A 27,000-nucleotide genomic window follows, 5' to 3' on the forward strand; every position below is an offset into this window, starting at 1 on the left:
CGCCGGCGCCACTGAAGATACTAATAACATCACCCGCCCGGCCGCACGACGCTACCAATTGCTCACATTGAGGCGATTGGCCATTTCCGTGGGACTCAACTACTTGCGGGACATCATGATCCATCTTACTTCTCTTCGTTGCGCCAAGGCAGCGATCGGCGACTGCCGACTTCTACTTCCCAGCATATGAAAATTCCAACCAACAAAATAGGGCGACCCTGCGGTCGCCCTATTTGCTTCTAGCAGGTGCTCAATCAAACCCCAACAGGATTAGCCTTCTCCGGATCAATCTTGTACTGCTTGATCGCCCGGGCCACATCCTTCGCGGTCATCTTGCCTTCCTTCGCCAGCGCCGCAATCGCGGCATGCGCGATGTAGTAGCGGTCCACTTCGAAGAACCTACGCAGGTTCGCACGCGTATCCGAACGGCCGAAGCCATCGGTACCCAGCACGGTGTACGACATCGGCACGAACGCGCGGATCTGGTCCGCGTACGCACGCACGTAGTCGGTAGCGGCAATCGCCGGGCCCTGGCGGCCTTCCAGCAGCTCGGTCACGTAGGCCTTGCGCTGCTCACCTTCCGGATGCAGGCGGTTGGCACGTTCCACGTCGAAACCATCGCGACGCAGTTCGTTGAAGCTCGGGCAGGACCAGATGTCGGCGGTCACGCCGAAGTCCTTGTCCAGCAGCTCGGCGGCGGCAATGGCTTCGCGCAGGATGGTGCCCGAGCCCAGCAGCTGCACGCGCAGCTCGCCCTTCTTCGGCTTGCCGGCGTCGGTCAGCAGGTACATGCCCTTGACGATGCCTTCGGCCGCACCTTCCGGCATTTCCGGGTGGGTGTAGTTCTCGTTCATCAGGGTGACGTAGTAATACTCGTCAATCTGATCTTCCATCATGCGCTTGGTGCCGTGCTGCAGTACCACGGTCACTTCGAAGCCGAAGGTCGGGTCGTAGCTGCGCACGTTCGGGATGCCACCGGCCACCAGATGGCTGAAGCCATCTTCGTGCTGCAGGCCTTCACCGTTCAGCGTGGTGCGGCCGGCGGTGCCACCCAGCAGGAAGCCGCGGGTACGCATGTCGGCGGCCTGCCAGGCAATGTCGCCCACGCGCTGGAAGCCGAACATCGAGTAGTAGATGTAGAACGGCAGCATCGGCACGTTGCTGACCGAGTAGCTGGTACCGGCGGCCATCCACGAGCTGATCGCACCCGGCTCGCTGATACCCTGCTGCAGCACCTGGCCGCTCTGGTCTTCGCGGTAGAACATCAGCTGGTCGGCGTCGACCGGCTTGTACTTCTGGCCAAACGGCGCGTAGATGCCGATCTGGCGGAACAGGCCTTCCATACCGAAGGTACGGGCTTCGTCGGCCACGATCGGCACGATGTGCGGGCCCAGTTCCTTGTCACGCAGGGTGATGTTCAGGCTCTGCACGAACGCCATGGTGGTGGAGTAGCTGCGCTCGCCGCTGCTCTTCAGCAGGCGGTCGTAGGCTTCCAGCTTCGGCGCCACGAAGGTCTTGTCGGCCTTGCGGCGACGCTGCGGCAGGTAACCGCCCAGGGCGGCACGGCGTTCCTGCAGGTACTGCACTTCCGGCGAATCCGGGCCAGGGTGGTAGAACGGCACCTGGCCGTCGGCCAGCTGCGCGTCGGTCACCGGAATGTTGAAGCGGTCGCGGAAGTGGCGCACCGCTTCGTCGTCCAGCTTCTTGGTCTGGTGGGTCGGGTTCAGTGCCTCACCGGCGCTGCCCATGCCGTAACCCTTCACGGTCTTGGCCAGGATGACGGTCGGCATGCCCTTGGTGTTCACGGCCTGGTGGTAGGCGGCATACACCTTGTGCGGATCGTGGCCACCACGGTTCAGGCGCCAGATGTCGTCGTCGGACAGGCCGGCGACCATCGCAGCGGTTTCCGGGTACTTGCCGAAGAAATGCTCGCGGGTATACGCGCCGCCGAAGGCCTTGCAGTTCTGGTATTCGCCGTCGACGGTTTCCATCATCAGCTTCTTCAGGACGCCGTCGCTGTCCTTGGCCAGCAGGGCATCCCAGTAACCGCCCCACAGCAGCTTGATCACGTTCCAGCCGCCGCCACGGAACACGCCTTCCAGTTCCTGGATGATCTTGCCGTTGCCGCGCACCGGGCCGTCCAGGCGCTGCAGGTTGCAGTTCACCACGAAGATCAGGTTGTCCAGGCCTTCACGGCCGGCCAGGGCGATCGCACCCAGGGTTTCCGGCTCGTCGCTCTCGCCGTCGCCGATGAAGCACCACACCTTGCGGTCGGACTTCTCGATCAGGCCACGGTTTTCCAGGTAGCGCATGAACTGCGCCTGGTAGATGGCGGCCAGCGGGCCCAGGCCCATCGACACGGTCGGGGTCTGCCAGTAGTCCGGCATCAGCCACGGGTGCGGGTACGAGGACAGGCCACCGCCGTCCACTTCCATGCGGAACTTGTCCAGCTGCTCTTCGCTGATGCGGCCTTCCAGGAAGGAACGCGCGTAGATGCCCGGGGCGCTGTGGCCCTGGATGAACAGCAGGTCGCCCGGGTGGCTCTCGCTCGGGGCGCGCCAGAAGTGGTTGAAGCCCACGTCGTACAGGGTGGCGCCGGAGGCGAACGAGGCGATGTGGCCGCCCAGGTCACCCGGCTTGCGGTTGGCGCGGACCACGGTGGCCATCGCGTTCCAGCGGATGATCGAACGGATGCGCCATTCCAGCTCGGCATTGCCCGGGCTCTTGGCCTCGAGCTGCGGCTCGATGGTATTGACGTACTCGGTGGTGGGAGAGAACGGCAGGTAGGCGCCCGAACGACGGGTCAGCTCCACCATGCCTTCCAGCAGCTGATGCGCGCGCTCGGAGCCCTCGACATCAATAACGGCCTTCAACGACTCGATCCACTCCTGGGTTTCCACAGGATTCGGGTCGTTGTTCAGCACCTCGTTCAACCAGTTCATTAGCGCTCCCATAACCGCACGCACGCGCGCGACTGTTGTATAGATTTCTAGACCGCAAAGTGTAGCGCACCAAGGGCTTTCGTCACTTGGCTACGCTGCCGTATGGATGCAACCGGCCAGTGTCCGCAAGGGGCTTGCCAGGCCCTGCGAGGGTGCACTGGCGGGGCTTGGCGGCTGCGCGGGGTGTCGCTTGCGGACCGCTGCGCCCATGTGCAGGACGCAGTGTTACTGCTGCCGATGACCGTTGTGGGGCAACTCCGACACGCGGGCAGGAGTGTTCCGGGCGCAGCGCTGAACCGGCGACAACGTGTCGCATCTGCCTCTGGATTGGTCGCCGCCCCGGCCTCAGGGTAGGCCTCGAGTGTTGGCCCCGACCTCTCGGTCCGCCGTCTGGCCCTGCCTCACTCCCTTCCACGGTTGCGGCAGGGGCGCCTCGCAAGAGGCGCCCCTTCTGCTGCGCGCGTGGCCGCCCATGGCCCAAAACAGCCCCGCTTGTGGCCGGATCGATGATTGCCGGCTTCGATATATCGATATATCGTTTGCACACTCGTTACCGATATATCGAAATGAGCCGCAACCCCTCTCCCAGAGCCCGTTCCACTGATTCGGCCGTGCCGCGCCGAAACGGCCAGCCGCGGGTGCTCAGCCGCGGCGACCTGCGCCTGCTGGTACTGGCCCTGATCGGCGAGCAGCCGCGTCATGGCTACGAACTGATGCAGCTGATCAGCAACCAGTTCATGCAGGCCTACACGCCCAGCGCCGGCACCATGTACCCGCTGCTGGCCAGCTTCGAGCAGGCCGGCTGGATCGAGGCCGAGGAAGTGGACGGGAAGCGGATCTTCCGCATCACCGCCGCCGGCGAGTTCGAGCTGAAGGTGCAGCGCACCCAGGTCCGCCTGGCGCAGCGGCGTGCCTTCGACCGCGCCCGCGAGATCACCAAGGCCTCGCTGCCGCCGCCGCTGGCCTGCGCCCTGCGCGAGTTCAAGCGGGCGCTGGTCCACCACCACGGCCGCTGGGCCGAAGGCGAGGCGGACGAGGTGGCGGCACTGCTGACGCGGGCCTCGGCCCTGCTCAACGGTCATGCCGGCAGCGAGAGCGCATCGATTCCAACGACCCAGCCAGACTGACTCCAGCCAGGTCTCCCCTACGCCGCGCAGCACTGCGCGACACCTTTACAGGTACTCCCATGACTGAACACAACAACTCGCGCCTGCGCCTGGATGTGCGCTTCCGTGAACTGACCGTGCTGCGCACCGAAGAAGTCACCCCGCACATGCGCCGCGTCGTGCTGGGCGGCGCCGAGCTGGCCGGCTTCGATTCGCCCGGCGCCGACGACCACATCAAGCTGTTCTTCCCCAACGCCAGCGGCGAGATGGTGCTGCCGGTGCTCACCGCCGAAGGCCGCAGCTACCCGGCCGGCAAGGAGCCGTCGCCGGCACGCGACTACACCCCGCGCTGGTGGGACCACCAGGCCGGTGAGCTGGCCATCGACTTCGTGCTGCACGACCAGGGCATCGCCGGGCCGTGGGCCGAGCAGGCCAAGGCCGGCGATGTGCTGGTGATCGGCGGTCCGCGCGGCTCGTTCGTGGTGGCCGACAGCTACGACGCCTATGTGCTGATCGGCGACGAAACCGCGCTGCCGGCCATCGCCCGCTGGCTGGACGTGCTGCCGGAAGGTGCCGAGGTGCAGGCCTTCATCGAAGTGAGCGATGAGGCCGAGCGCCAGGACCTGCCGCAGTATGAGAACGTGCGCATCCACTGGCTGGAGCGCAACGGCTTCCCGGCCGCGACCAGCACCCTGCTGGAAGACATGCTGACCGACTTCGAGGCTCCGGAAGGCGACGTCTTCTACTGGATCGCCACCGAATCGCGCCGCGCCCGGATGATGCGCAAGTTCATCGAAGGCCACCTCGGCGTGCCGCGCGACTGGATCCGATCGACCGGCTACTGGAAGGCCCACCCGGACGACCAGGACGGCGATTGATCCCAGGGTAGGTGATGGGTAGTGCCGGCCGCTGGCCGGCAACCTCATCAACCCTCGGCAGGAATCTGCAGCTGCCGGCCAGCGGCCGGCACTACCGCTTGCCGCGTCCAGCCGAAGCGCTGCGCGGCCCAGATCTCCAGCGCGACCAGCAGCGCGATCACCAGCAACGGCAGCAGCAGCCCGAAGTACACGCCGGGCATCATGCCGTTGATCTGCGCCTTCACCAGCCGCAGCACGCCGCGGGTATGCAGCAGTTCGTCCACGTGCATGGTCAGTGCTTCACGCACCACCTTCGGTTCCAACCCGAGGCTGCCGGCCCTGTCCACCAGCGTGTCTTCCAGCATGCCGCGCAGCAGGCCTTCGCGCACCTTGCCGATCACCCAGCCGGTGCCGCGCGCCAGCGGGCCATCGCCGAGGCGATCGAGGCCGGGCAGCGGGTGTTCGCTCAGATAGGCCGAGGCGATGGTATCGGCGACCTCACCCACCGTGCCCTGGCTGCGCAGCGCCTCGCGCATGCGCGGGTCATCCAGCGAATCGGTGAAGCCTTCGCTCCAACCTTCCACCAGGGCCTGCAGGTGCGGCTGGAAATGATCCAGCTGCTTGAACAGCGCGCGGTGCGCACCGGCACTGAAACCCAGCTGCAGGCCGAAGAAGGCGGTGGCCAGTGGCAACACCACCACGTAGCTGGCCAGCAGCCAGTGATGCCAGCGCCGCTGCCGCCGCAGCCAGCCGCGGCGGTGCAGCCAGTGCCAGGCGAGGCTGCCCAGCAGCAGGCCGATGACCGTGCCAAGCACGCTGCCACCGACCAGATCGAGCACGCTCAGGCCCGACCAGAATTCGTTCAACCAGTACTGCGCGTCCTGCATGGGATTCCTTCCGTGGGTAGAACAGCGGGCCATTGTAGGCCCGAGCCCACGCCTGGCTGCTCGCCACCCGGGTGGGTGCGGACCGGTGGCTGCCACTGCGGTCGGGTGGGTGCGGACCGTTGGTCCGCACTCCTCACGGGCAAGCAATGCGACAATCGCGCTCCTTTCCTGCAGCGATGAGGCCCACATGGCCAAACTGACCCTGGCCAGCGTGGATGCGCTGCGTACCCGCCTTGTCGATGATGCCGCCTGCGATGCCGCACTGGCCGCGTTCGCCGATGCCGCCGCCCTGCGCACGCCGCTGCGTGAACTGGTGGAGGCGCAGCACCGCTACCTGCAGGCCGAGTTCGAAGTCGCCCAGGTCGCCGACGTACTGCGTCGCGACCAGAAGTACGCGCCGGTGGGCCGCCCCTCGGTGCACATCGTGCAGCTGCGCAAGCAGCAGGCTGCCACCAAGCAGGCAGCGCTGATCGCGCGCCAGGTGGTAGCGCAGGCGGCGCAGACCTTCGTGCGCGTGAGCGGGATGACGGTGAAGCCCAAGCAGAGCCCGAGCGAGGCATGCGCGGCGTGGTTGGGGGCGCTGCGCTGAGGGATGGGATGTGCGGGGATGTGCGGACCAACGGTCCGCACCCACCTTCTAAGGGCACCTACCTTGAGGGGCAATCACCGGGCCCGGTAGTGCCGGCCGCTGGCCGGCAACTTCCTCAACATCGGGCACCTCATATGCAGCCGGCCAGTGGCCGGCTCTACCAGACCATGAAAAAAAGAAGGCCCGCTTCGCAGCGGGCCTTCTGCCTTCTCACGACGAGTGAGCGGGGTGCATCACGCGGCCGGCTTTTCGCCGGTGGCTTCGGTGGTGATGCGGATCTTCACTTCATCGCTGACGTTCGGGGCGTAGGCGCCGACGCCGAAGTCGCTGCGCTTCAGGGTGGTGGTGGCATCGAAGCCGGCGGCCGGAACCTTGGCCATCGGGTGCTCGCCGCCGCCGTTGACGGTGACATCCAGGGTGACCGGCTTGGTGATGCCCTTGATGGTCAGGTCGCCGCTGACGGTCAGCTTGTTGGTGCCCGCAGCTTCCACCTTGGTGCTCTTGAAGGTGGCGTCGGCGAACTTGGCAGCGTCGAAGAAGTCGGCGCTCTTCAGGTGTTCGTCGAACTTGGCGGTGAAGCTGTTCAGGCCGCTCAGCGGCAGCTTCACTTCCACGGTGGACTTGGTCACGTCTTCGGCGTTGTACACCAGGGTGCCTTCAACGTTGCCGAAGTGCGCGCTCGGGTGCGAGAAGCCGAAGTGGCTCCACTGGGCCAGCACGTCGGTGTGGCTCGGGTCCAGCTTGTAGGTGCCCGAGGCGATCTTGATCGCTTCGGCGGCCGGCGCAGCAGCGGCGGCATCGGCAGCCGGGGCGGCGGCCTGTTCGGTGGTGGCCGGGGCGGCGGCATCAGCGGCCGGGGCCGCGGTGTCGGCCGGCTTGGAGCAGGCGGCGATGGCCAGGGTCAGGGCCAGCGGCAGCAGCAGTTTACGGGTGGCGCTCATCTCAGGAACTCTCCGGATCGTAGGGTGGGTACACGGTGCAGCAAGAGCCCGCCGCGCGGCAGCGGGCCCGAAACCGATACAGCGACTTACGCGATGCGCGCCGCTTCGTCGAACGACAGGCGCGGCAGACGCGGGAACAGGCCCGCCGGGTCACCGTAACCCAGGTTGACCAGGAAATTCGACTTGATCGAGGTGCCGGCGAAGAAGGCCTCATCGACCTTGGCCGCATCGAAGCCGGACATCGGGCCTGCATCCAGGCCCAGCGCGCGCGCGGCCAGGATCAGGTAGGCGCCCTGCAGGCTGCCGTTGCGGATGGCGGCTTCGTGGCGGCCTTCCTGCGGGCCGTCGAACCAGGCCTTGGCATCGGTGTGCGGGAACAGGTACGGCAGCTTCTCGTGGAAGTCCAGGTCGAAGCCGATGATGGCGGTGACCGGGGCGGCCATGGTCTTGGCCAGGTTGCCTTCGGACAGGGCCGGGGCCAGCTTTTCCTTGGCTTCCTTCGAGGTCACGAAGACGAAGCGGGCCGGCGTGGTGTTGGCCGCGGTCGGGCCCCACTTCACCAGGTCGTACAGCTCCTGCAGCAGGCTGGCCGGCACCGGCTTGTCGAGGAAGGCGTTCTGGGTGCGGGCAGTACGGAACAGCTGGTCGAGGGCAGCAGCGTCGAGCGCGTGGGACATCGGTGGATCTCCAGGGCGGCTAAGGGAAGTCAGTGCCCGCGGGCGGCGCGGGGCGAAACGACGAGCCGCAGTGTAGAGTGTCGCGACTGTTGCAACACCCAGCAGGGCTGAAACGAATTAATGCCAATGGTGAAACGATCGAGCGCACCCTGGACGGTCACTGACGGCCGTGCGGGCAATGTCCGCCAGGCGGTCGCGCTGGCCTCGGCGCTGCGCCAGGGCACCCATCGGCCGCTGCTCCTGCAGCCCCGCGCGCCCTGGCGCTGGCTGTCGCCGCGGCGCCTGCCGGGCGATGTGAACGGCTACGGCGAGGCGTTCGCGACGCTGGCCGCGGAGGCCCCCTCACTGGCGATCGGCTGTGGCCGCCAGGCCGCGGGCGCCCTGCGCGTGCTGCGCGCGCGCGGCAGCCAGGTGGTGCAGATCCTCGACCCCCGCATCGGCGCCCGTCACTGGGATGTAGTGGTGGTTCCCGAACACGACGCCCTGCGCGGCAGCAACGTGCTGACTCTGCTTGGCAGCCTCAACCCGGTGGACGATGACTGGCTGGCCTGGGGTCGCGCCGCGTTTGCCGGCTTCAGCACCCTGCCCGGCCCGCGTACCGCGCTGCTGGTGGGCGGGCCGACGCCGCTGGCGCCGTGGGACGAAACCGCCATGGTCGGCGTATTCCAGGCGCTGGCCGAGCAGATCCACAGCGAAGGCGGCAGCCTGCTGGCCACCACCTCGCGGCGCACGCCACCGGCACTGGCGGAGATCCTGCGCGCGAAGTTCGCCCATCTTCCGCATGTGATCTGGGGCGACGGCGGTGATGGCGTGAACCCGTATGGCGGCCTGCTCGGCTGGGCCAACCGCGTGGTGGTGTCACCCGATTCGGTGAACCTGCTTTCCGAAGCCTGCGCCACCCGCATGCCGGTGATGGTGGCGCTGGCCGATACCGTGCAGGGCCGGCTGGCGCGCTTCCAGCAGCAGCTGCGCGAACGCGGGCGATTGCAGCCGAGGTGGCTGGACTGGCAGTACGACCGCATCGAACCGCTGCGCGAGACCGCACGCATCGCGGCCGAGGTGAAGCAGCGCCTGGCACCGGGCTGACGAATGCCGTTGCCGGCCAGCGGCCGGCACTACCGACGCGGGCGGCCAGCGCTTTTTGAACATTTCGATCGGGCCGCGCGGTTAGAGTCCCGTGTCCCCCCATCGGACCGGCCTGTCCCCATGCGTACCCTGCTCCTGCTGCCCCTGGCCCTGCTTGCCGCGTGTTCCACCGCGCCCACCGAGCTGGATCCGATCTCGTATCAATGCCAGCAGCAGCTGGACGCCTACCGCGAACAGCCGGCCCTGCGTGATTCGCGCAGCGAGCGCCCACCGCTGCCGGTGGCACCGATCAGCGATGCCTGCGACAGGGAGCTCAAGCGCAAGGGCGTGGACCGCCCGCTGCGCTGAGCGGCGTATGATCGGCGCGCGGGCCTACCCGCCGTTGAAGGTATCGACATGGATCGTTCTCCCCGCCTGCCCGGCATCCTGCTGCTGATCATCGGCCTGCTGGCTGCTGCACCCACGTGGGCCAACAGCAGCGTCTGCCGCGAGCGCTACCCCAGCGTGGCGGCGCAGGCGGCCATGCTGGATGTGGCCTGGACCACCGCCGAGCGACTGGATGCGCTGCCCGATGTGGACGTGGTGGTGGCCGCACGCGGTGGCCAGGACCTGAGCCGTTACGGCCTGCGCCACAGCCATCTGGCCTTCCTGCTGCGCGAGGACGACGGCCGCTGGCGTGCGATGCATCTGCTCAACCGATGCAAGACCGACAGCTCGCAGCTGTACCACGAGGGCCTGGGCAACTTCGTCGGCGAGAGCGGCGGCCATACCGACCTGCGCATCGGCGTGCCGTCGGCAGCGCTGCGCGCCGCGCTGAAGGCAATGCTGGTCTCGCCCTCGATCCAGCCCAAGGCGCTGCATGAAACCCGCTACAACGTGGTTGCCTATCCGTTCGCCACCGACTACCAGAACTCCAACCAGTGGGTCCTGGAAGTGCTGGCCGCGGCGATGGCGCAGGCCGACGGTGCCGCGGCCATCGTCAAGCGCGAACAGGCCCAGCAGTGGCTGCGCCAGCAGAAGTACCAGCCCAGCGTGCTGCATATCGGGCTCGGCAAGCGCGTCGGTGCACGCCTGTTCGTGGCCAACGCGACCACCACCGACCACCCCGCCGGCGAACGCCTCTCCGGCAACTATTCGGTGGTGACGGTGGAATCGGTATTCGACTTCCTGCACCAGCGCAGCCAGCTGCAGCAGGAACTGGTGATTCCCCATGTGCCGGTGGCCACGGCCGCCGCAGCCACCCCCTGATTTCCGCAAGGAAAACGACATGCGCCTGCTGCACCGCTGCCTGATGCCGATGCTGATCGTCACTGCCCTGGCCTGCTCGGCCAACGCCCATGCCGGGCGCCGGATCGTCATCATCCATGATGCGCCGCCAGCGGGGCCGAGCCTGGAAATGTCCTCGCAGCTGGTGGAGTCGGCGCGCGCAGCCGCCGCCAGGGAGGCACAGGATGCTGCCGACGCCGGCCGCCCGCTGGCGCGCCCTGCGCAGATCAAGCTGCCGCAGATGCAGGTGAGCGCGATCGCGACCACGGTCGATGGCCGCCGCGAAGTGCTGCTGCGCGATGCCAACGATCCGGCCAATACCGCATCCATGCAGTATCCGCAGCGCACCGGCGATCCGGCCGTGCAGTTCAGCGTCGGCCAGACCGTCAACTTCGAGCCGACCGGTGCCGACCAGGGCTGGCAACTGAAGGACGAGCAGGGCCGCGCATTGGAATACCTGCCCGAGGCCACCGGCCCGCGCGACATCTTCGATACCCGGCGCTGAGTCGCCGTCTTGTACTGACCAGGAGGTCTGCATGTTCCGTTGCCTGCGTATTCCCGCCACTGCCCTGCTGCTTTCCGCGCTGCTGGTGCCCACCGTCCATGCCGGCGCCGCGCCGCAGTTGAACAGCAGCGAGGCCAGCGTGCTGATCACCTCGCTGATCGTGGTGTCGGTCCCGCTCGCCGCGTCGGCGGGCCTGTCCGAACTTTCCAAGGCCCCGTTCAAGGCCAGCGAGCGCAACGGCAAGGCCACGCGCAGCAAGGCGGTACCGCTGCCGCCGATGGAAGTGAAGAAGGTCGAGACCACGCCGGAGGGCGAACGCCAGGTGCAGTTGCAGGTGCCCGACAAGGCCGATCAGACCGCCACCCTGCGCTGGCCGGCGCAGGTGCACGAAGACCTGACCGCGGCCTTCGTGGTGGGCCAGCAGGTGCATTTCGACCCCACCGAGGCGGGCGCCGGCTGGACCGTGAAGAGCGCGCAGGGCCAGGCCCTGGCCTACGTACCCACGGCCTACGCCGCCGGCGACGTGATGAGCGAAGCGCTGTAAAACTGAACGGACGGTTTTGGTATTGCCGCGGGCCGGGCGGATAATGGGCGATCCCCCTTTGTCCTCCTGGCTCGCCATGTCCGTGCGTCCTGCCCCTGTGTTTGCCCCGCTGACTCCGCGCGCCCTGGTGCTGGCGGTGCTGGCGATGGGCGCGGTGGTGCTGCTGTCCAACGTGCTGGTGCAGTACCCGATCAACGACTGGCTGACCTGGGGCGCCTTCAGCTATCCGGTCGCGTTCCTGGTCAGCAACCTGATCAACCGCCGCTTCGGCCCGGGCCCGGCCCGCCGCGTGGCGTGGATCGGGTTCGCGGTGGCAGTGCTGCTGTCGATCTGGGTGGCGACGCCGCGCATCGCCATCGCCTCGTGCTCGGCGTTCATCGTCGCGCAGCTGCTGGACATCACCGTGTTCGACCGCCTGCGCCGTGGCAGCTGGTGGCGCGCACCGATGGTGGCCACCACCTGCAGTGCGACGGTGGATACCACGATTTTCTGGTCGATCGCCTTTGCCGGCTCGGCGCTGCCGTGGGTGAGCTGGGCCGCGGGCGACCTGGCGGTGAAGCTGGCGATCGGCGTGTGCCTGCTGGCCCCGTTCCGCGCACTGCTGTGGAAGATGGCACCGCTGCGGACCGAACGCGCCGGCTGAAGCCTGATTGGTAGGTGCTTGCTGGTTGGTGGGTGCCGACCGTTGGTCGGCACTGGCCTTCAGCCTTCATCGCAACCGACAGATCGTGCCGACCAACGGTCGGCACCCACCAGAAGCCAAGCCATGCGCGGCTCCTGCCCTGGTAGCTGCCAACCTGGGTTGGCGTTCTGTCGTGGCCGCTCAGGCAAACGGCAACTCGGCGGCGATGCATGCGGCGGTGATCGCCGCACAGGCGTCTTCGATCGCCGGGGTGGTCGGCGCCAGCCGCGGGCGTCGATCCAGGGTGCAGGCCAGGCCCACTTCCAGCAACGTGGCGTGGGCGCTGTGCAGCGCCTGCGCCGTGCCATCGACCAGGAAGCCGGCCGCGGCCAGTGCGTCGATCAGTGACGGTGTATCGCGCGGCTGCAGCAGCCCCGCATGCTGCGCACTGCACGCCAGCACCCCGGTCTGCAGCAGGAACTCCAGATCCACCACGCCGCCGGGTCCCTGCTTCAGATCCAAGCGCGCGGCATCGCTGCGATCCAGCTCGGTGCGCATGCGCCCACGCATCTTCAGCACGTCGGCATACAGCGTGGCCCGATCGCGTTGGCGCCCCAGTGTCTGCGCGCGCACCTGCTCGAAGTCGGCCAGCAGGCTGGCATCGCCGGCGACGCCACGCGCACGCACCAGCGCCTGGTGTTCCCAGGTCCACGCGCGCTCGCGCTGGTACTCGGTGTAGCTGGCCAGTGAAGACACCAGTGAGCCCTTGCCACCATCCGGGCGCAGGCGCACGTCGATGTCGTACAGGCGCCCGGCGGCGGTCACCGCACCGAGCAGCGCCATCACTTTCTGCGCCAGGCGTGCATACCAGCGCCCCGGCTCCAATGGGCGTGCGCCATCGCTGGCCTCCACCCCGGCCGGATGGTCGTGCAGGAACACCAGGTCCAGGTCCGAACCAAAGCCCAGTTCGAGACCGCCGAGGCTGCCATAGCCGATGATCGCAAAGCGTCCGCCCGGAATTTCGCCGTGCGCTGCGCGCATGTCCGCTTCGGCCATCGCCAGCACGGTCATCACCACCGCCTGCGCCAGTTCGGCCAGTTGCCGGGTGCTGTCCACCGCGCCCTGACGCCCGTCCAGCGTAGCCATCGCCATGCGGAAGCTGAGGGCCAGCCGCGTCTCGTTGAGCCAGCGCAGCTGTGATTCGGGATCTTCCACCGGCAGCACCTGCCGGCACTCGGCCAGCATGCCGTCGAAGCCGGGCATCGGTCCGGACACGCGCACATCCAGCAGCTCGTCCAGCAGCAGCGGGTACGCGGCCAGGCGTTCGGCCAGCAGCGCGCTGCGTGCCAGCACATCGACCAGCCGTGCCAGTGCGCTCGGTTGCTCGTCCAGCAGCGCCAGATAGCTGGTCCGGCGCAACACCGCCTGCAGCAGGCCGAGCACGCGCTTGAGCGCAGCGTCCGGCTGCGGGGAACGCGTGGCCGCATGCAGCAGTGCCGGCAATACGCGGTCCAGGCGCGCACGTGCCGCATCGGACAGCGACTTCACGCCGCTGCCCTGGGCGAAATCGCGCAGCGACTGGTCGGCACCGTTGGCGTCGAGGAAACCGGCTTCGGCCAGCAGCGGCGCGTTGCTGCCCTCCGGCAGGCTGCGCCAGTAGTTGGCCAGCGCGTCCGGCGCGGCCTGGCCCTTGCGCGGCGCCAGCAGCGCGGCGAATTCGGTACTGACCCGCTGCTGCTGCACGGCCAGTGCCGCGCGCAGCACGTCCCAGTCGGGGTAACCCAGGCCGACGGCGATCCGCTCGCGATCCAGCGCATCACCCGGCAGCACGTGGGTCTGTGCGTCGCGCAGCATCTGCAGGCGGTTCTCCAGGCGGCGCAGGAACAGGTAGGCCTCGCGCAATGCGGCGCCGTCGTCCGCGGCGATCTGCCCTGCGCCGACCAGTGCATCCAGCGCGACCAGCAGGCGGCGTTCGCGCAGCACCGGCTCACGCCCGCCACGGATCAGCTGCAGCGCCTGGCACAGGAACTCGATCTCGCGGATACCCCCGGCACCGCGCTTGATGTCTTCGTGCAGCTCGCGGCGCGCCACTTCAGCGGTGATCGCCGCCTTCATCTCGCGCAGGCCATCGAGTGCGGTGAAATCCAGGTAGCGGCGATACACGAACGGGCGCAGGGTCTGCAGCCACGCTTCGCCGGCCGCGATATCGCCCGCCACCGCGCGCGCCTTCAGCCACGCGTAGCGCTCCCAGTCACGGCCCTCGCGCTGGAAATACTGGTCCATCGCCGCGAACGACAATGCAACGCGGCCGGCGCTGCCGAACGGACGCAGGCGCAGGTCGACGCGATGGCTGAAGCCATCGACGGTGGTTTCGTCCAGCAGCTTGGCCAGGCGCTGGCCGAGGCGGGCGAAGTATTCCTCGGCGGCCAGCGCGCGCGGCCCATCGGATTCACCGCCGTGCGGGTAGGCGTAGACCAGGTCGATATCGGAGCTGAAGTTGAGTTCGCCGCCGCCGAGCTTGCCGAGCCCGAACACCACCAGCTGCTGCGCGGCGCCTTCGCCATCGCGGACCACGCCGTGGCGCTGCGCGAATTCCTGCTGCAACGCCTGCAGCGCCAGCCGCAGGCAGTCCTCGGCCAGGCGGGTGGCACCGGCAAGGGTCTGCGCGACATCGTCGAGCCCGGCCAGGTCGCGCCAGACCAGCCGCGTGGACATGGCCGTGCGCCAGCGCCGCAACTGCACGGGCCAGTCGCTGGGCTGCAGCGGGTCGAGTACCGGTGTCGCAATCGGCGGGCATCCGGGCGCGGCCAGCTGCGCCAGCAGCGCCGGTTGCCGGACCAGGGTGTCGAGGGCGAAATCACTGGCCACGGCCAGCCGGGTCAGCAGGGGCTGCAGGTCGGTCGGCACGGGCTCGGGCAGGACCTGGGCCAGGCGCGCCAGGGCGCGATCGACGACGGGCTGCAGGGCGGCGGGCAATTCAGCGGAGGCGAAGGTCATGGGTCGATTGTATCGACCCGGTAGTACCGACCGCTGGCCGGCAGATCCGACGGTCCTGCCGAAGATTGCTGGGGTTGCCGGCCAGCGGCCGGCACTACCGGTAATGGGGTCGCGTATTCATGTTTGGCGACGGGCAATAAAAAAGCCCGCTTGCAGCGAACTGCCAGCGGGCTCTGCTCCCTCCCCCACGTCGGGATGCAGGGCCATCGTGCGGGCTGCGAAAGCACTTTGCACGCTGCACTGCAAAACAAAACCGGTGGGTACGGGTGTCCCCGGCAGGGAAAAGCCATTCCACGAAGGTAGAACCCCCCGTACGGATGAGGATGGCCGATAATCGGGTTTCCCCCCAGAAACACTGTCGTCATGTCTGTTGATCGCATCGCCAACGCGCGTCTACGTGACCGCGTGGTCTCCGCCGAGGCCGCAGCCGCGCTGATCCAGCCCGGTGAAACCGTGGCCATGAGCGGCTTTACCGGCTCCGGGTATCCCAAGGCCGTTCCTGTCGAACTGGCCCGCCGCATCGAAGCGGTGCATGCCCAGGGCCAGCCCTTCCAGATCAAGCTGATGACCGGCGCCTCCACCGCGCCGGAACTCGATGGCGCGCTGGCCAAGGCCGATGGCATCGCCATGCGCATGCCGTTCCAGAGCGACCCGGATGCGCGCAACCGCATCAACGAAGGCAAGCTGGACTACATCGACATCCACCTCAGCCACGTCGCCCAGCACGTGTGGTTCGGCTTCTACGGCGAGATCGATACCGCCGTGATCGAAGTGTCGGCCATCCGCGAGGACGGCTCGCTGGTGCCCTCCACCTCGGTCGGCAACAACAAGACCTGGCTGGACCTGGCGAAGAAGGTGATCGTCGAGGTCAACGAATGGCAGCCGGCCGGCGTCGACGGCATGCATGACATCTACTACGGCACCGCGCTGCCGCCGCACCGCAAGCCGATTCCGCTGGTCAACGCCAACGACCGCATCGGTGACACCGCGCTGCGCTGCGACCCGGACAAGATCGTGGCCGTGGTGCGCACCAATGGCCCGGACCGCAACAGCCCGTTCAGCCCGATCGATGCGACCAGCGAACAGATCGCCTCGCACCTGATCGAGTTCCTCCAGCACGAAGTGAAGAAGGGCCGCCTGCCGCCGAACCTGCTGCCGCTGCAGTCGGGCGTGGGCAACATCCCCAACGCGGTGCTGGCCGGCCTGGCCAAGAGTGGTTTCCGCGACCTGGCGGCGTTCACCGAAGTGATCCAGGACGGCATGCTCGACCTGCTGCGCGATGGCGTGCTGAGCTACGCGTCGTGCACCGGCTTCGCGCTGAGCCCGCAGGCCAACGAGACGTTCAAGGAAAACATCGATTTCTACCGCGAGCGCATCATCATGCGCACGCAGGAAATCTCCAACCATCCGGAACTGGTGCGCCGCCTTGGCTGCATCGGCATGAACGGCATGATCGAAGTGGACATCTACGGCAACGTCAATTCGACGCACGTGATGGGCACCCGGATCATGAACGGCATCGGCGGTTCCGGCGACTTTGCCCGCAATGGTTTCCTGTCGGCGTTCCTGAGCCCGTCCACGGCCAAGAACGGCACCATCTCGGCGATCGTGCCAATGGCCAGCCATGTTGACCACACCGAGCACGACGTGTCGGTGATCGTCACCGAACAGGGCCTGGCCGACCTGCGCGGCCTGACCCCGCGCAAGCGCGCGCAGGTGCTGATCGACAACTGCGCGCATCCGGACTTCCGCCCGCAGCTGCAGGACTACTTCGACCGTGCCAGCCGCGAGAGCTACGGCAAGCACACCCCGCACCTGCTGCCGGAAGCGCTGTCGTGGCACCAGCACTGGCTGGATACCGGCACGATGAAGCGCTGACTGCGTTGGGGGTCAGAGCCCTTTTCTGCCGAAAAGGGATCTGACCCCAGGCACGGACAGCTGGTAGAGCCGGCCGCTGGCCGGCTTCCCCAGCAGCCGGCCAGCGGCCGGCTCTACCTTCAGGCGCTGCGCAGGCTCGCCAGCGATTCGGCCTGCAGCCGCTCGTAGATCTCGAACTCGTCGTTGACCGCTGCGCCCAGCGCCTGCTCGAAGGCCCCGCGGTTGGCATGGGCGGCATACGCCCGCTGTTCTTCACCGCCCAGGTTCGACTGGAAGATGCCTGCGGCGCTGACCGGCAGGAAGTCCTCGTAGACGATCGGATCGGCCGTGGCCAGGCCGGCGGCCACCAGCACTTCGGCCGGCAGATCGGCCACGCGCTCCGGTGCGGTGCGGCCCGCGTCGGTCAGCTGGTAGCGGTAGTAACCCAGCCCTTCCTGGCGCAGGGTGTCATGGTCATCCGGGAAACCGGCAAACACCGCCTGCAGGCGCTGGCCGTAGTCGCCATCGGTGCTGCCGGCACCGCCTGCATCGCGTGCCTGCGCCAGCAGCTGGTCATACAGCGCGCGGCCCTTCGGGGTCAGCGCAAGGCCACGCTGTTCGATCTCGCCGAAGCGCGCGGTATGGGTGCCGGCGTCGCCACCCTCGCCGTGCGGGAAATGTACCGCTTCCTCCAGCGCCTTGAAGCTGGTCTGGCGCAGCAGGATCGGGCAGGCACGGCGCGGCGGGCCTTCGATCACCGCCTTGGCGGCCATGCCGTGCTCGATCATCGCCGCCTGCGCCGCATCGATGTCCAGCGTGCGCGGGGTCAGGTGGTTGATGTGCGGGCCACGGAAACTGACCACGTCGGCCACCAGGCGATGCGCCTTGTGCAGCGCGTGGTAGGTCGGCAGGTCAACGGTGGCATCACCGTGCCAACGGAAGGTTTCCAGTGCCTCGTCAACGAAACGCGCGGCATCGGCCTGCGACAGGCCACCGTCATGCTCGGCCTGGTCGATCAGCGCCAGCGCGCCCTCGGTGAAGATCCGGCGGCGGGCAAGGATGGTTGCCGACTCCGCGCGCAGTGCTTCGTCCTCGATCAGCTCCAGGCGCAGCAGCGAGGTGAACACGCGGAACGGATTCTGCGCCAGCGCGGCGCCGGTCAACGGGCGGAACGCGGTGGAGTGCACCGGCACGCCGGCCACCGACAGGTCGTAGTAACCGACCGGATACATGCCCATCACCGCGAACAGGCGGCGCAGCGTCGCCAGCTCCTGCACGGTGCCGACGCGGATCGCGCCGTGGCGCTCTTCATCCAGGCGCGCGCGCTCATCGTTGCGCTGCAGCTGCGCGGCCAGCGCCGGATCCTGCTCCAGCACCTGCGCGTTGATCCGCTCCACCAGTTCCACCAGCGTGCCGTACAGCGGCACTTCGGTGCGGTACATGCGGGACATGGCCTGTGCGAACAGGCGGCGGATCACATCAGGCGAAACGAAAGAGGCGCTCATCAGTCACTCGATTACGGGAACGGGGAACAGCTCGAACCCGTATTGTCGCCGGAGCGCGCGGTGGCGGCGATATGCAGAGCAACATGAAGGACACCGGTAGTGCCGGCCGCTGGCCGGCAACCTCCGGATGCCTGGAAGGACGCAGTTGCCGGCCAGCGGCCGGCACTACCGCTTCAGCTGGCGCTTCAGCGTGGCATCCAGGGTAATCGGCCGGTCCCAATGCCCGTAGCTGGCCACGATGGCGTGGCGCACGGCGCGGTAATGCAGGTTGTCCGGCTTGGTCGGCATGCGCTTCACCACCGCCTCCCAGCCCCCTTCCGGGTCCTGGCTGAAGGCGCGCACGCTGTCGCGGCAGGTCTGGCCGCTGGCCTTGGCCCAGAAACAGGCGAAGTAGATATCGGCGGCCTGCCAGCCATGGCTGCTGAACAACGCGCTGATGTAGCCACGCGGCACGTCCGCATAGCGCGACACCTCGTCGAGGAAGGCATCCGGGTAGCGTTCGGCGTAGTGGTTGATGTCCTGCAGCTGGGCATCGACCCAACCGTCGCCGGTGTCCACCTCATAGGCGGCTGAACGCTCGGCGGTCTGCTGCGCCAGCACGGTGGCCGGCGCCAGCAGCAGGGACAACAGCAGCGTGCGCAGTCGGGGATTCATGCGCCGATTCTGCCGCAGCCGCCGCGCCCTGTCAGGCCGCCGCGGCGGCCTTGGCCTCGATCGCAGCCAGTGCGGCGGGCCAGTCGTGGGCAGTATCGGCAGTGACCATGCGCGGTTCGTCGTCGGCCACGCCATGCTGGGTCTCATGGGCCCAGGTCACCGCGTACGGGGTATGCACGCCCCAGCCGCCGAGGGTCACCACCGGCTCGATGTCCGAGCGCAACGAGTTGCCGACCATCACGAAGCGCTGCATCGGCAGGTCGAATTCGGCCAGCACGCGGGCGTAGGTTTCCGGGTCCTTCTCCGAGACGATCTCGATGCGCGGGAACAGCTCGGCGAGGTTGGCGACCTTGATCTTGGCTTCCTGGTGGAACAGGTCGCCCTTGGTGATCAGCACCACCGGGTAGTGCTCGGCGATCGCTGCCACCGCTTCACGCACCCCGTCGATCAGCTCGACCGGGTGGCGCAGGGTGTCGTGGCCGATATCCAGGATGCGCTGGATATCCCTGGCGTCGATGCGCTGGCCGGTGATGTCGATGGCCGCTTCGATCATCGACAGGGTCATGCTCTTCACCCCGTAGCCGAAGGTGCCCAGGTGGCGCTGCTGCACTTCCAGCAGGTGGCGCGCGGTCTGGGTGTCATGCACGTCGACATAGCGCGACAGCAGGTCAAGGTAATCCTGCTCGGCCTTGCGGTAGTAGTCCTCGCTCTTCCACAGCGTATCGTCACCGTCAAAACCGACCAGGCCGATGGCGCGCGACGGCGCAGGCGTGGGGGTATTCATCGCACAAGGATACCCCCGTCCCGGCATGCGGGACACCGGAAGGGCTCAGTCGCCGTGCTGGCGCTGGTAGACCAGCAGGTCCAGTGCCGGGGCCTGCCCGGTCAGTTGGGTCAGCAGGGTATGCACCTGGCCACGATGGTGGGTCTGGTGGTTGAACCAGTGCGCCAGCCCGGCATCCACCCGTTGCAGCTGCGGTTCGGGCGTGGAGACGCGCCGATAGGCAACGCGGGTGGCGAGTGCGGCCTCCGGGAGGTCGAGCACGAAGCTGACGATGCCCGCATCTTCCTCGATCCGCGCCTGGCGCAGGGCAGTGAATTCAGTGAACAGCAGCGTGTCCAGTGCATACCCACTGTCACCCAGCCCGGCCAGCCGGCGCAGCCAGATGCGATCGGTCACCAGCAGGTGGTTGAGGGTGCCCTCGATGGAACCGAAGAACGCCCCGCATGGCCTGCGGTAGTCCTCCACCGGCAATGGCTCCACTGCCGCGTACAGGCGCTGGTTGGCCCAGGCGTTGTAGCGGGCCATGGCCTCGAAATGGGTCTTGAGGGTTGCCATCTGCGGAGGAGCATCGTTTACGCCGCCGCTGCCGTCAATGCGGCGGCGCCAGCGGCCGTCGGGCAGAAAAAACCCGGGCGGCCATCGCCGCCCGGGTTCCCATACGCCCCGAACCTGGTGTTACCTGCCCTGTGCGCCCTGCGCGGCGCCACCGGCACCGGCCTGCTGGGCGGCCACATAGGCCTTGTACTCATCGGCACTCAGCTCGCCGTCCTTGTTGGTATCGGCCTGATCGAACACCTGGGCCAGGCCGGCATTCACCTGTGCCTCGGATTTGCTGATGGTGCCGTTGCCATCGGTATCGATACTGGCCCAGGTCTGGCCACCGCCATTGGCCTGCGCCGAGGCCGCTGCGGCCGCATTGGTCGCCTGGTCTGCCGCCTGGCCGGCCTGTGCCGCTGCCTGCTGGGCCTGCGCCGCTTCGTTCTGCGCATGCGCGGCCTGCTGCTTGGCCGACTGGGCCATCGCCGGGATGGCCAGCACGCTGCCGGCGGCGACGATCAGGGCGATCAGGGGCTTGCGGTTGCGAATAGTCATCAGGGGTGTCTCCTACCGATTGGGTGGTGTTGCGCGGCATGTCTGTTTCCGCACGGCACCTACCCTGCCACCGCGTTTCTGAATCGATTTTGCGCCGCGACCAGACTCAACACGCACGGTTAACCACTCACCCGCGCGCATGCGTTAGCGCAGTGGTTAGCGCGAAGTGAGCGGCTCATAAGATGCACATTCAGCGCCACCGGATTTAACCGGCAGCGAACGAAAAACCTGCGTCAGTCGACGTTCTGCGCCGATGACCGCGAACTGAACATCACCCATCCCAGCGCCACACCGGCAAGCGCGCCGGCGATTTCCAGCACCACTCGGCTGCCGAGTTCGTTCGGATCGTGGATGGTGGCGAGGAACAGGCGCGCGTACAGCGGCGACTCCAGGCGCACGATGCCCATATAGAACAGCTTCCACGCATCGATGCCTGCGGAGATCACCACCGAGATCACGCAGGACCAACCGATCGCATGGCCTACCGACCAGTGCAGCAGCCGGCACAGCCGCGACCACAGGAAATACACCAGCAGGCCGACCAGCAGGGCGATGGCGCCCGCTTCCAGGGTACCGAGCAGGCCGAAGTGCAGGGGAAGGTTCATCGGAGGGGCGGCAGGGAGAAGGCGGCCAGTGTAAGGGTATCGGCCGGGTAGCAGCCCGGTGCGCGCCATCGCAGGCGCGCTGATGTCTGTAGATCCACGCCATGCGTGGACGAATCTGCATCGAAAACGCCAGCGGTTGCTTCGGCCGTTGCCTCTGCCGTTGCCGTTGCCTCTGCCGGTGCAGGGCGCAGCCCTGCCGATACCCCCTAAAGCACTGGAACGTCGTAGGCCGTACCGGGATCCGGTTCGGGCTGCAGGGTGTAGTGCCACCATTCCTGCGGATAGTTGACGAAGCCACGGCGGGCCATCGCTCGCACCAGCTGCTGCCGGTTGGCCTGCTGTGCTGCACTCAGCCCGTGCGTCCGCGTATGCGCGCGGGGACCGAAGAAGTCGAAGTCGGTGCCCATGTCCAGCGGCGTGCAACGGCCACTGCGGCAGTCCAGCAGGCCGAGATCGACGGTGGCGCCACGGCTGTGCCCGGAGCGTTCGGCGATGTAGCCATCAGCCACCAGCTGCGGCTTGTCCAGACCCGGGTACTGCACGGCCTGGCGCGAGTGTTCGTGCGGATCGTTCACCCAGGCCATGAACGCCTGCACCGAGCGCACCGGCCGGTAGCAGTCGTAGACCCGCAGGCCGAAGCCATCCGCGCGCAGGTCCTCTTCCACCTGTGCCAGGGCCTTCGCCACCGGCGCCAGCAGATAGCAGGAGGGCGCCTGGTAGCCCGGTACGCGCGCGCCGGTGAAGTTGTCGGTACCGGCGTAGCGGATGTCCATCTCGATGCTGGGCGACAGCGTGCGGATCTCGACCAGCCCGGCACTGGCGGCATCGGTGGCTGGCGAGACGCGTACGGGCTCAGCGGCGCGTGCGCCCGCTGACAGGGCAATCGCCAGTACGAGTGAAATGCAGGTCCTGGAAGTCATAGCTGAAGTCGATGTCCGGGTCGATGGCACGCAGGTCCAGGGTCGGCGGTGTGCCTTCAGCGGGCTGCAGCCACACCTGTGCGTCGTCGCCCAGCGTATCCCAGCGCAGCAGCCAGCGCCCCTCCAGCTGCAGCACGCGGCCCTGCAACCTCGGCGATTTGTCCACGCTGAAGCGCAGGCCCTGCGTGCCCGCGCACAGCGAGGCCGGTCCCAGCCAGGGATCGTTGTAGCGTCCCTGCCAGCGCGGCAGATCGGCACCGCCCGCCGCACGCGCCGCCGCCGTGGCGGGCCGCAACTGGCCCGAGGCCGCGCGCGCCACCTGGTCGGCCTTCAGCTCGGCCAGGTACGCCATTGCCGGGCGCGCATCGCCCGCAGCGGTGAAGCGCTTCAGCACCGCCTGCATCAGCGCGCTGCGTGCATCCTCGCCTTCGCCATTGATCAGCATCACCACACCGACGTTGCGATCCGGCAACAGGGCCAACGATGAATACATGCCCGACAGCGTGCCGGTGTGCGCCACCTTCCACTGCCCGTCCATGTCCGAGACCCGCCAGCCATAGCCGTAGCCGTAGAAGTGCGCGTTCTCCCAGCGTCGCTGGCGTTCACCCAACGGCATCGGCATGTGCAGGGTCCACAGCGTGCGCCGCTGGCCGGCGTCCAGCCAGTCCGGCACCCGTGCTGGATCCAGCAGCACCTGCATCCAGCGCGTCATGTCACGCAGTGAACAGCGGATGCCGCCCGCGGCCATCGACGGCAGGTCCGGACTGAGCGCAGCGTCGGCATTCACCACCTCGTTGCGATCACCGCGCCAGGCATGCGGTTGCGCCACGTTGCCCACCTGCTGCACCGGCCACGCGCCAACCTGGCAGCGCGACAGGCCCAGCGGCGCGAACACCTGCTCGCGCATCAGCTGGTCGTAAGGCTTGCCGCCGGCGGCGGCCGCGACCTCGCCAGCCACCACGTACATCAGGTTGTCGTAGGCGTAGCGGCTGCGGAAGCTGCTGACCGGCTTCAGGTGCGCCAGGCCGGCGATGATGTCGGCGCGGGTGAACGCGTTAGGCTCCGGCCACAGCATCAGGTCGCCGGCGCCCAGGCCCAGCCCGCTGTTGTGGATCAGCAGGTCGCGCACCTGCATCTGCTGGCCCACCCACGCATCCTGCATGCGGAAGCCGGGCAGGTACCGCTGCACCGGATCGTCCCAGCGCAGCTTGCCCTGCTGCACCAGCCGGGCCAGCAGGGCCGCGGTCATCGCCTTGCTGTTGGAGGCGATCTTGAACAGCGTGTCCTCGTCGATGCGACCGCCATCGCCACGTGCGCCTTCGGCGTGGCGATAGACCACGCGCCCGTCCTCGACCACCGCCAGTGCCAGGCCCGGCAGATGCTCGTGCCGGACCACGCTGGCCACATCAGCATCGATGGACGCGGTGTCGATCGATGCGGCGGGGGGAGCGGCCAGTGCGGCCGCCAGGATCAACAGAGGATGCATGCGGGCGTCCCTCCGGGGCCGCGCCGCCCACCGGGACGGCGCGGGATACCGGCTCAGAAATTCCAGGTCACCACCAGCTGGGTATAGCGCGGCGCCTGCCAGCGCGTCCCCGTTGCGAAGGTCGCTTCGCGGTACTGGCCGGGCTGCGCCTCGTAGCGCTGGTGCACGTTGATGGTCTTCTGGTTGTTGAACAGGTTGTACACCGACAGCCGTGCACTGAGGTCGATCCCTTCCACCGGCAGGCGCCAGGTCACGTTGGCCCCCATGGTCCAGGTCCACGGCAGGCGCCCGAACGCACCGCGCGGGCTGTAGTCGAACTGGCGCTTGTCATACGGGCCCGAGCAGTTGGCCACGCACAGCCAGCCGGTGCCACCGCCACTGCCTTCGCTGGAGGTGCTGCCACCCGCGATCGTGTCGTTCGGCCACATCACGCCATAGGCGGTGATCGGGCCACCGGACTGCACCTGCAGCGTGGTGCCGAACGACCACTGCTTGTTCAGCGCATACGCGGCACGCAGCTTGAACTGGTGGCGGAAGTCGTTGAACAGCACGCCGTAACGCTCGTTGGTGGACGGATGGTCCCAGAACTGGACCATGCCGGTATCGCCGTAGTTGGTATCGGAGTTCACCGGCCCTTCGAAGTTGCCTTCGCTCTTGGACCACAGGTACGAAGCGTTGAACATCCACTTTTCGTCCCAGGCACGGTCGATCTGGAACTCCAGTGCCTTGTAGGTGCGCTTGGGCTTGGAATAGCCGACCACCTCGCCGCTGCCGCCCTTGCGATAGCCGCTGTTGGCGGTGTCGATGGTGATCCAGCCTTCGTTGGCGCAGCCGATGCTCTTGTCGCCCCAGATCGTCAGGCTCTCGCCCGGATTGGCGATCGGCCACAGCGTGCTCGGGGTCGGGCCACACGGCGTGTAGTTGATGCGGATGTCATCCAGCGCGCGGGTCATGCGCCGGTAGGTGGCGTTGACGCCCCACGACCAGGCCTGGTTGATCATGTTCTGGAAGCCGAGGATGTACTCGTCCTGGTAGACCGCCTTCAGGTCGCGGTCCACGCTCTGGCGCAGGTCGGCACCGCCGGTGTTCATGCGGGTGTCGGTCGGCCCGATCTGCTGGCCGATGACCGGTGCCATGTACGCCGAGCCGGTCGGCGAGGTCTTCTGCTCCCAGCCGTTGAGCACGTAGTAGCTGTATTCGTCGGTCAGGCCACCGGCAAAGTTGACGTTGATGTTGTTGGTCACCGGCAGGTAGTAGCGGCCGGCGTTGCCGAACAGCTTGGTGCTGCCGTCACCGCGCATGTCCCACGAGAAGCCGACCCGTGGTGCGATCAGGTCGTCCATCTTGATGAACGCCTTGCCGGCTGCGGTACGGTTCTCGAAGCGATCCCAGCGCACGCCGAGGTTCAGCATCAGGTTCGGTGTGATGTTCCAGATGTCTTCCACGTACAGCGCATTGGCTTCGGTCTCGAAAGTGCCGCCCGACCTGCGGTTGCGCGCACGCAGCATCTCGGTGACACCGGCCGGCACATAGGCATTGGCGCCGTCCCACACCTCATCGCCCGGCCGCGCCACGTACGCGGTGTAGCTCAGCTCGGTGGGGCCCGGATAACGGGTGGACTGCTTGGTGGTCATCAGTTCACGGTCGACACCGAAGCGCAGCAGGTGATCGCCCAGCTGCCATTCGAAATCCAGCCGCGCCACGTCACGGGTATCGTCGCGCTCCGCCACCGCCGCACCGGTCGGGTGGCAGCCGGCGCGCAGGCCCTGCAGCTTGCCCAGGCGCGGGCCATAGGTGCTGTCGGTGAACACCGGGCTGCACGCCTGGTCCAGCGACGAACTGGTGAAGGCACGCTGCTTGTTCTGGCCGACCATCGCGCGCGCAGTGAAGTTCTGGCCGAAGTGGCCGGTATAGGTCGCCGACCAGTTGCGGCCACCGGTCTCGGTGACCGAATCACCGCCCCAGGCGCCCAGCCGGTCGCTGTTCCAGTTGTAGCCGTACGACGCATTGGTGACGTCGCCCTCGTCGGAGAACGCCAGCAGCGCAAGGCTGTGGTTGTCGTTGATGTTCCAGTCCAGCTTGGTGCCCCAGAAGCCATTGCCGGACGTGTTCTTGAACCAGGTGCTGCCGTCGGACGAGGTGTTGTGGCCGCGGTCATCGCGGTCCTCGTACATCGCGAACAGGAACAGTTTGTCCTTGATGATCGGTCCCGATCCCCAGACATTGGTCTTCAGGAACGAGTTGTTGTCGCGGCTGCCATAGGAGTGCGGCGTGCCATCGCGATGGAAGTGGTCGCCCCCGCTGGCGCGCCAGGCGCTCGGCTCGGCGGTCACTTCCACACCGCCCTCGAATTCGTTGCTGCCCGAACGGGTCACCGCATTGATGACGCCGCCGGTGGAACGACCGAACTCGACCGAGTAACCGCCGGTCTTGACCTGGAATTCCTTGAAGAAGGCGAATGGCGCAGTGCTGAAGCCACGACGGGTATACATGTCGGTGACGTTCAGGCCGTTGATGAACACCGCGTTCTCGGCCACCGAGGAACCGGCGAATGACAGGCCGCCGAACGAGGAGTTGCCACCGACCACGCCCGGCGCCATCAGCGCCACCGCGGCGAGGTCCTGCGCCACCGGCAGGCGCGAGATCTCCTGCCGGTTGATGTTGAACGAGGTCTCGGTGGAGTACACGTCCACCCGGTTGACTACGCGGGTGCCGACCACCTGCAGGGCGTCGAGGTTGGTGACGCCACCGCCACTGGCCAGGTTGACCGTGGTGGTACCGCCGACCGCAACGCTGACCGCGACCTGGTCGCCCAGCTTCTGGCCCGCGCGGCTGAGCTGCAGCTGGTAGTCACCTACCGGCAGCTGGCCCAGGCGATAGCTGCCATCGGCGCCGACCGTCACGCTGCGGGTCAGGCCGGTGCTGCTGCTGACCACGGTCACCTGGTCGCCGGCGGTGGCGCGGCCCGCCACTGCGCCACTCACGTTCTGTGCCATTGCGATACCGGGCAGCATTGCGCCCAGACACGCTCCCAGGGCGACGCTCAACGCCGCCCGCTTGATGCTGTAAGCCTTCATC

24 protein-coding genes are annotated in these 27,000 nt (G+C 67.5%); 10 read left to right on the forward strand and 14 right to left on the reverse strand.

The window, feature by feature from the left end:
* Nucleotides 1-254 precede the first annotated feature (254 nt).
* On the reverse strand, nt 255-2,942 hold the full coding sequence (aceE, locus tag Q0P60_RS12875; protein ID WP_294993854.1) for a pyruvate dehydrogenase (acetyl-transferring), homodimeric type: 2,688 nt from the start codon (nt 2,940-2,942) through the stop codon (nt 255-257).
* A gap of 566 nt (nt 2,943-3,508) precedes the next feature.
* Between aceE and Q0P60_RS12880 the strand changes: the two genes are divergently transcribed.
* Together Q0P60_RS12880 and Q0P60_RS12885 are read left to right on the forward strand one after the other, a co-directional pair.
* Nucleotides 3,509-4,069, forward strand: coding sequence for a PadR family transcriptional regulator (locus tag Q0P60_RS12880; protein WP_294993857.1), 561 nt, complete (start codon nt 3,509-3,511; stop codon nt 4,067-4,069).
* A 59-nt stretch (nt 4,070-4,128) separates the two neighbouring features.
* Entirely contained in the window at nt 4,129-4,926 is a 798-nt protein-coding gene (locus Q0P60_RS12885; protein WP_294993860.1) for a siderophore-interacting protein, read from the forward strand.
* Between the two features lie 47 nt (nt 4,927-4,973).
* On the opposite strand, the gene Q0P60_RS12890 is transcribed toward Q0P60_RS12885, so the two are convergent.
* Nucleotides 4,974-5,792 carry a hypothetical protein gene (locus Q0P60_RS12890; RefSeq protein WP_294993863.1) on the reverse strand — a complete coding sequence of 273 codons (819 nt, stop codon included), beginning with the start codon at nt 5,790-5,792 and terminating at the stop codon, nt 4,974-4,976.
* Between the two features lie 187 nt (nt 5,793-5,979).
* On the opposite strand from Q0P60_RS12890, the gene Q0P60_RS12895 reads away from it, so the two are divergent.
* Nucleotides 5,980-6,381: a hypothetical protein gene (locus Q0P60_RS12895; protein WP_294993866.1), complete on the forward strand. Its 402-nt coding sequence runs from the start codon at nt 5,980-5,982 to the stop codon at nt 6,379-6,381.
* 233 nt (nt 6,382-6,614) lie between these two features.
* Here Q0P60_RS12895 and Q0P60_RS12900 read toward each other — a convergent pair whose 3' ends face one another.
* Together Q0P60_RS12900 and Q0P60_RS12905 are read right to left on the reverse strand one after the other, a co-directional pair.
* A complete protein-coding gene (locus tag Q0P60_RS12900; protein ID WP_294993869.1) occupies nt 6,615-7,322 on the reverse strand; it encodes a YceI family protein in 708 nt (235 codons plus the stop codon).
* An 86-nt stretch (nt 7,323-7,408) separates the two neighbouring features.
* Nucleotides 7,409-7,999, reverse strand: a complete 591-nt coding sequence (locus tag Q0P60_RS12905) for a malonic semialdehyde reductase (RefSeq protein ID WP_014035771.1) — start codon at nt 7,997-7,999, stop codon at nt 7,409-7,411.
* 126 nt (nt 8,000-8,125) lie between these two features.
* Between Q0P60_RS12905 and Q0P60_RS12910 the strand changes: the two genes are divergently transcribed.
* The 6 genes from Q0P60_RS12910 to Q0P60_RS12935 all read left to right on the forward strand — a co-directional run bounded on the left by Q0P60_RS12910 (nt 8,126) and on the right by Q0P60_RS12935 (nt 12,043).
* Complete coding sequence (locus tag Q0P60_RS12910; protein WP_294993874.1) at nt 8,126-9,085, forward strand: mitochondrial fission ELM1 family protein; 960 nt, start codon at nt 8,126-8,128, stop codon at nt 9,083-9,085.
* Nucleotides 9,086-9,205: 120 nt separating this feature from the next.
* Nucleotides 9,206-9,433 carry a hypothetical protein gene (locus Q0P60_RS12915; protein ID WP_294993877.1) on the forward strand — a complete coding sequence of 76 codons (228 nt, stop codon included), beginning with the start codon at nt 9,206-9,208 and terminating at the stop codon, nt 9,431-9,433.
* Nucleotides 9,434-9,481: 48 nt separating this feature from the next.
* Complete coding sequence (locus Q0P60_RS12920) at nt 9,482-10,333, forward strand: DUF2145 domain-containing protein (RefSeq protein WP_294993880.1); 852 nt, start codon at nt 9,482-9,484, stop codon at nt 10,331-10,333.
* Between the two features lie 19 nt (nt 10,334-10,352).
* Entirely contained in the window at nt 10,353-10,856 is a 504-nt protein-coding gene (locus Q0P60_RS12925) for a hypothetical protein (protein WP_294993883.1), read from the forward strand.
* 31 nt (nt 10,857-10,887) lie between these two features.
* A complete protein-coding gene (locus Q0P60_RS12930; protein WP_294993886.1) occupies nt 10,888-11,400 on the forward strand; it encodes a hypothetical protein in 513 nt (170 codons plus the stop codon).
* A 76-nt stretch (nt 11,401-11,476) separates the two neighbouring features.
* Nucleotides 11,477-12,043 carry a queuosine precursor transporter gene (locus tag Q0P60_RS12935; RefSeq protein ID WP_294993888.1) on the forward strand — a complete coding sequence of 189 codons (567 nt, stop codon included), beginning with the start codon at nt 11,477-11,479 and terminating at the stop codon, nt 12,041-12,043.
* Between the two features lie 180 nt (nt 12,044-12,223).
* Here the strand turns inward: Q0P60_RS12935 and glnE are convergent, their stop codons facing one another.
* Nucleotides 12,224-15,019 carry a bifunctional [glutamate--ammonia ligase]-adenylyl-L-tyrosine phosphorylase/[glutamate--ammonia-ligase] adenylyltransferase gene (gene glnE / locus Q0P60_RS12940; protein WP_294993890.1) on the reverse strand — a complete coding sequence of 932 codons (2,796 nt, stop codon included), beginning with the start codon at nt 15,017-15,019 and terminating at the stop codon, nt 12,224-12,226.
* A 363-nt stretch (nt 15,020-15,382) separates the two neighbouring features.
* Between glnE and Q0P60_RS12945 the strand changes: the two genes are divergently transcribed.
* Complete coding sequence (locus Q0P60_RS12945) at nt 15,383-16,897, forward strand: acetyl-CoA hydrolase/transferase family protein (protein WP_294993893.1); 1,515 nt, start codon at nt 15,383-15,385, stop codon at nt 16,895-16,897.
* A 119-nt stretch (nt 16,898-17,016) separates the two neighbouring features.
* Here the strand turns inward: Q0P60_RS12945 and Q0P60_RS12950 are convergent, their stop codons facing one another.
* From Q0P60_RS12950 to Q0P60_RS12990, 9 genes are all read right to left on the reverse strand, one after another.
* Nucleotides 17,017-18,381, reverse strand: a complete 1,365-nt coding sequence (locus Q0P60_RS12950; RefSeq protein ID WP_294993896.1) for a VOC family protein — start codon at nt 18,379-18,381, stop codon at nt 17,017-17,019.
* Nucleotides 18,382-18,546: 165 nt separating this feature from the next.
* A complete protein-coding gene (locus Q0P60_RS12955) occupies nt 18,547-19,035 on the reverse strand; it encodes a hypothetical protein (RefSeq protein ID WP_294993899.1) in 489 nt (162 codons plus the stop codon).
* A 31-nt stretch (nt 19,036-19,066) separates the two neighbouring features.
* Nucleotides 19,067-19,819: an HAD family hydrolase gene (locus tag Q0P60_RS12960; protein WP_294993902.1), complete on the reverse strand. Its 753-nt coding sequence runs from the start codon at nt 19,817-19,819 to the stop codon at nt 19,067-19,069.
* 45 nt (nt 19,820-19,864) lie between these two features.
* On the reverse strand, nt 19,865-20,374 hold the full coding sequence (locus Q0P60_RS12965; RefSeq protein ID WP_294993904.1) for a DinB family protein: 510 nt from the start codon (nt 20,372-20,374) through the stop codon (nt 19,865-19,867).
* Nucleotides 20,375-20,494: 120 nt separating this feature from the next.
* On the reverse strand, nt 20,495-20,911 hold the full coding sequence (locus Q0P60_RS12970) for an EF-hand domain-containing protein (RefSeq protein WP_106549734.1): 417 nt from the start codon (nt 20,909-20,911) through the stop codon (nt 20,495-20,497).
* A 233-nt stretch (nt 20,912-21,144) separates the two neighbouring features.
* Nucleotides 21,145-21,516, reverse strand: coding sequence for a hypothetical protein (locus Q0P60_RS12975; protein WP_294993909.1), 372 nt, complete (start codon nt 21,514-21,516; stop codon nt 21,145-21,147).
* 206 nt (nt 21,517-21,722) lie between these two features.
* Nucleotides 21,723-22,436: a M15 family metallopeptidase gene (locus Q0P60_RS12980; protein ID WP_294993912.1), complete on the reverse strand. Its 714-nt coding sequence runs from the start codon at nt 22,434-22,436 to the stop codon at nt 21,723-21,725.
* Nucleotides 22,369-23,922 (reverse strand): serine hydrolase domain-containing protein, encoded by a 1,554-nt coding sequence (locus Q0P60_RS12985; RefSeq protein WP_294993915.1) that lies wholly within the window; start codon nt 23,920-23,922, stop codon nt 22,369-22,371. The genes Q0P60_RS12980 and Q0P60_RS12985 overlap by 68 nt, the downstream gene beginning before the upstream one ends.
* 53 nt (nt 23,923-23,975) lie before the next feature.
* Complete coding sequence (locus tag Q0P60_RS12990; RefSeq protein ID WP_294993918.1) at nt 23,976-26,999, reverse strand: TonB-dependent receptor; 3,024 nt, start codon at nt 26,997-26,999, stop codon at nt 23,976-23,978.
* Nucleotide 27,000: the final 1 nt, after the last annotated feature.

The organism is uncultured Stenotrophomonas sp. (assembly GCF_945952405.1).
GTDB lineage: Bacteria > Pseudomonadota > Gammaproteobacteria > Xanthomonadales > Xanthomonadaceae > Stenotrophomonas.